Source organism: Deinococcus rhizophilus, from assembly GCF_030271215.1.
Lineage (GTDB): Bacteria > Deinococcota > Deinococci > Deinococcales > Deinococcaceae > Deinococcus > Deinococcus rhizophilus.
The window spans coordinates 1-4,669 of sequence record NZ_JASNGB010000211.1 but is presented as its reverse complement, the minus strand read 5'-3'; the positions used below and the strand labels follow the sequence as shown (position 1 = coordinate 4,669).

At 71.9% G+C, this 4,669-nt stretch carries 5 protein-coding genes; 3 read left to right on the top strand and 2 right to left on the bottom strand.

Translation table 11 applies throughout. The features are described from left to right. Together QOL99_RS15200 and lptB are read right to left on the bottom strand one after the other, a co-directional pair. The coding region (locus tag QOL99_RS15200; protein WP_285525059.1) for a DUF3084 domain-containing protein at positions 1-346 on the bottom strand (346 nt) is incomplete at its 3' end. A 20-nt stretch (positions 347-366) separates the two neighbouring features. Next, positions 367-1,146 carry an LPS export ABC transporter ATP-binding protein gene (gene lptB / locus QOL99_RS15195; RefSeq protein WP_326522593.1) on the bottom strand — a complete coding sequence of 260 codons (780 nt, stop codon included), beginning with the start codon at positions 1,144-1,146 and terminating at the stop codon, positions 367-369. Positions 1,147-1,300: 154 nt separating this feature from the next. Between lptB and QOL99_RS15190 the strand changes: the two genes are divergently transcribed. The 3 genes from QOL99_RS15190 (at position 1,301) to hisD (ending at position 4,638) form a co-directional block, all read left to right on the top strand. Beyond that, complete coding sequence (locus tag QOL99_RS15190) at positions 1,301-2,470, top strand: phosphopentomutase (RefSeq protein ID WP_285525058.1); 1,170 nt, start codon at positions 1,301-1,303, stop codon at positions 2,468-2,470. A 248-nt stretch (positions 2,471-2,718) separates the two neighbouring features. Continuing rightward, complete coding sequence (locus QOL99_RS15185; RefSeq protein ID WP_326522592.1) at positions 2,719-3,219, top strand: hypothetical protein; 501 nt, start codon at positions 2,719-2,721, stop codon at positions 3,217-3,219. A gap of 90 nt (positions 3,220-3,309) precedes the next feature. Then, positions 3,310-4,638 carry a histidinol dehydrogenase gene (gene hisD, locus QOL99_RS15180; RefSeq protein WP_285525057.1) on the top strand — a complete coding sequence of 443 codons (1,329 nt, stop codon included), beginning with the start codon at positions 3,310-3,312 and terminating at the stop codon, positions 4,636-4,638. Positions 4,639-4,669 lie beyond the last annotated feature (31 nt).

The following is a 4,669-nucleotide window of genomic DNA, read 5'->3' as shown; positions in this document are numbered from 1 at the left end:
GCTGGAGGGCCTCGGCTGCCCGCCGCGCCTCGTCGCGCTCGCGCTGGGCGGCCCCGAGCTCGGCCTGCACACCCTCGACCTCCTCGCGCAGGGCGTTGATCTGGGGCCGGAGCTGGTCGGCCTGCGCGATGGTGTTCACGGCGGAGCGGTTGAGCAGCAAGAAAGCCCCCAGGCTCGCCGCGCTGATGCCCATGCCCGACAGCACCGCCACCAGCAGCGCCGTGCTCTTGGGCCGCAGCCCGAAGAGGCGCAGGTGCTTGCGCCCCACCTTGCGGGCAATGGTGTCGGCGGAATACGCGACCACGCCCGCGAGCAGCACCACGAAGGGCAGGAACAGCCACAGCACGCGCCTTCAGCCCCCTCTGCCTACAGCTCGAAGTCGTCGCCGAGGTAGTGGCGCCGGGCGTCCTCGTCGGCCCCGAACTCCTGGGGGGTGCCCTCGAACTTCACTTCCCCGTCGAACATCAGGTAGACGCGGTCGGTCAGCGCGATGGTCTCGCGCACGTTGTGGTCGGTGATAAAGACCCCGATGCCCCGGCGGTCGCGCAGTTCGCGGATCAGGCGCTGAATCTCGCGGATGCTCTTGGGGTCCACGCCGGTAAAGGGCTCGTCGAGCAGCAGGTAGTCGGGATCGGTGGTGAGCGCCCGGGCGAGTTCCAGCCGCCGCCGCTCGCCGCCCGACAGCTGGTAGGCATAGTTCCCGGCCAGCGCGGTCAGCCCGAACTCGGCCAGCAGCGCGTCGGCGCGGGCTTCCTGTTCGGCGCGGGGCAGGCCCTGGTATTCCAGGATGGCGAGGAGGTTGTCCCGCGCGGTCAGTTTGCGAAAGGCGCTGGGTTCCTGCGGCAGATACCCCAGCCCCAGCCGCGCCCGCTCGTGCATGGGCAGCCGGGTCACGTCGCGGTCTCCCAAGGTGATGCGGCCCCCGCCCGGCCGGATAAAGCCCACCAGCATGTAAAAGGAGGTCGTCTTGCCCGCCCCGTTGGGCCCGAACAGCGCCACGATCTCGCCGGGCCGCACCGTGAAGTCGGCCCCGCGCACCACCGCCCGCCGCCCGTAGCTCTTGCGCAGGCCCTCGGCCCGCAGCTCGGGCCGCTGAAAGTCGATCTGGACGCCGTGCGGGACGGAAAGGGAGGCGGGCGCGGTCACGCCTGCGAGCGTAGCACGGGGGTCACGGGGGCGGGGGTGAGGGGGGCGACGAAGAGTGCGGAGGCACCGGAGAGATGGGGATTGAGCCAATCCGGTCGGAATGTCTCGCCATGCGCCCGGGCTGAGGCGGACGGCGCCGCCGTACACTACCCCCATGCTGCTGACCCTCATCGTTCTGGATTCTGTCGGCGTGGGCGAGTTGCCTGACGCCGCCGCCTTCGGGGACGTGGGTGCCCACACCCTCAACCACACGCTCACGGCCGCACCGGTTCACCTCCCCCACCTCGCGCGGCTGGGCCTATCGCGCATTCCCACCGTGCAGACCTCCCCGCAGACCCTTCCGGCGGGCGAGGTGACGGGCGCCCACGGCCGGATGCGCGAGGTCAGCCCCGGCAAGGACACCTCGACCGGCCACTGGGAATTCATGGGCGTGCAGCTCCAGCACGCCTTTCAGGTGTTTCCCGAGGGCTTTCCGCCTGCCGTGATGGACCGCTTTGACGCGGCGACCGGACGCGGGCACCTGTGCAACCGGCCCTACAGCGGCACCGACGTGATCCGGGACTACGGGGAGGAGCACCTGCGAACGGGCTTTCCCATCGTGTACACCAGCGCCGACAGCGTGTTCCAGATCGCCGCGCACGAGGACGTGGTGCCGCTGGAGACGCTGTACGCGTGGTGCGAGGCGGCCCGCGAGATTCTGCAGGGCGAATTTGCCGTCGCGCGGGTGATCGCCCGGCCCTTCCGGGGAGAGCATCCCTTCGAGCGGGCGAACGAGCACCGCAAGGACTACTCGCTGGTGCCCCCGCGCACCGTGCTGGACGCGCTGAAGGACGCCGGGCGTGATGTGGTGGGCATCGGCAAGATTCCCGACATCTACGCGCACCAGGGCTTCACCCAGGAGATTCACACCGACAGCAACGCGGACGGCATCCGCAAGACGCTCGCGCGGATGCGGCAGGGCGGCGACGGGCTGATCTTCACCAACCTCGTGGACTTCGACGCGAAGTTCGGGCACCGCCGCGACCCCGCCGGGTACAGCGCGGCGCTCGCCGAGTTCGACTCGGCGCTGCCGGAGCTGCTGGCCGCCGTGCCGGAGGATGGGGCGCTGATCCTCGTGTCCGACCACGGCAACGACCCCACCTGGCACGGCACCGACCACACCCGCGAGCACGGGCTGCTGCTGGGCTGGCACCCCGGCCTGACGGGGGCGGTGGACCTGGGCGAGCGGGCCACCTTCGCGGACGTGGGGGCGACCGTGGCCCAGGCGCTGGGGGCCGACAGGAATGGGCCGGGTGAGAGCTTCTGGACGCGGCTGAAGGACTGACCCCGCAGGAGGCGGTCCCGGCCTTTCGCCCCGGCCCGGAGGGGTTCAGCCTCACACTGCTGCTGGGCGGGCGCTTCGCGGGATCGCAGGAATGGANGGACGCGGCTGAAGGACTGACCCCGCAGGAGGCGGTCCCGGCCTTTCGCCCCGGCCCGGAGGGGTTCAGCCTCACACTGCTGCTGGGCGGGCGCTTCGCGGGATCGCAGGAATGGACGCTGCACCCGGAGCGCGGGGCGCTGGTCGCGCGGGTGCAGACCGACTTCGGCGGGGTGCTGCCCGAGCTGCGGCGGGTGCAGCAGAGCCGGATGCATCCCCGCCTGCTCACCAGCCTGCACTACGCCGAGGGCGACGGCAAAGGCCGCGCGAGCTTCGAGACGACCTTCGACCGCCGCTCGGGGCTGGTCACGCTGAGGCAGGGCCGCGACGAGGCCACCGCGCCGCTGACCACCGAGCACCACGATCCCGTCTCGCTGCTGGTGTGGCTGCGCGGGCTGGAGGGCGCGGAGCGGGCCACCGTGCAGATGGCGGGGGGACACGTCCTCGTGCAGCGGCTGCCCGACACGGCGGTGGGCGAGACCCCGGCCCGCGCTTACCTGCTGCGGCCCGGCGGCGCTTACGTGTTCGTGGAGGCCGCGCCCCCCCACCGGTTGCTGCGCCTGATTCAGCCCACCGACTTCGGGCCGCTGGACGCGGTCACCGAGCCGCCGAGAAAGCCGCAGCCTGAACGCCGACGGCGGCGGGCGGGTTAGGCAGCCCTGGGAAGTGGGCCGTCCGTCCTGGGCAAGATGACGCCGGTCCGAGTTCCTCTCCTCTTCCCACCCCCACCCAGGAGTCTCCCCATGCAAGTCCTTCAAGGCGACGTCGCCCGCGCGGCCCTGACCCGAACCTTCGCCAAGATCCCGGTGCCGCAGAGCGTCCTGGCCCGCATCGAACAGACCTTTGGCGAACCACTGACCCCCGAGGAGGTCGTCTCGCGCATCCTGGCCGACGTCCGTGCGCGCGGCGACGACGCCCTGCGCGACTGGACCGGGCGGCTGGACGGCCACCGCCCCGAGGCGCTGGAGGTCTCCGGGGGCGAGCTGGAAGCCGCGCAGATCGAACCCGAACTGCACGAGGCCGTCCGGCTCGCCATCCGGCGGGTGCGGGCCTTCTACGAAGAGCAGCCCGCGCACGGCTTCATGCAGGAGGGACCGGAGGGCACGCTGGGGCAACTCGTGCGCCCGCTCTCGCGGGTGGGCGTGTACGTGCCCGGCGGCCTCGCGCCGCTGGTCTCCACCCTGATTCACACGGCGGTGCCCGCGCAGGTGGCGGGCGTGCCCGAGATCGTGGTGACGACGCCGCCCAGCCGTGACGGCACCGTTCACCCCGCGATTCTGGTGGCCGCCCGCGAACTGGGCATCACGCGGGTCTTCCGGGTGGGCGGGGCGCAGGCGATCGGGGCGCTCGCCTACGGCACCGCCAGCGTGCCCGGCGTGGACAAGATCGCGGGGCCGGGGAACCTGTTCGTGGTGATCGCCAAGCGGATGGTCTTCGGCGCGGTGGGCATCGAGAGCCTGCCGGGGCCGACCGAGACGCTGGTGGTGGCCGACGACAGCGCTTCCCCCCGCTTCGTGGCCGCCGATCTGCTCGCGCAGGCCGAGCATCTGGGGGCCGAACCCGTCCTGGTGTCCACCAGCCGGGAGCTGCTGATCGAGGTGCAGACCCAGCTCGACGCCCAGCTCGAAGCCCTGCCCGAGCCGAACCGCAGCTGGGCGCGCGACAGCGTGCTGAGCCGGATGAAGATCGTCCTCGCCGCCGATCTCGCGGAAGCGCTGGACCTGTCCAGCCTGTACGCGCCCGAGCACCTCTGCCTGCTCACCCGTGACCCAGGAAGGCTGCTGGACGGGGTGCGCCGCGCCGGGGGGGTTTTTGTAGGCGAGGCGAGCATGGAGGCGCTGGGAGACTACGTGGCCGGACCCAGCCACGTGATGCCGACCGGGGGCACCGCCCGTTTCATGAGCCCGGTCAACGTGCGCGACTTCCAGACGATCATCTCGGTGGTGGGCGTGCGCGAGGAGACGCTGCGCCGCATCGGTCCCGCCGCCGCCGTGCTCGCCCGCGCCGAGGGCCTGGAGGCCCACGCCCGCGCCATCGAGAGCCGCCTGACCCCGCCGCCCGCGCCCGCATGAAGACCAAGGCAGGCCGCAACATCCTCGCCCG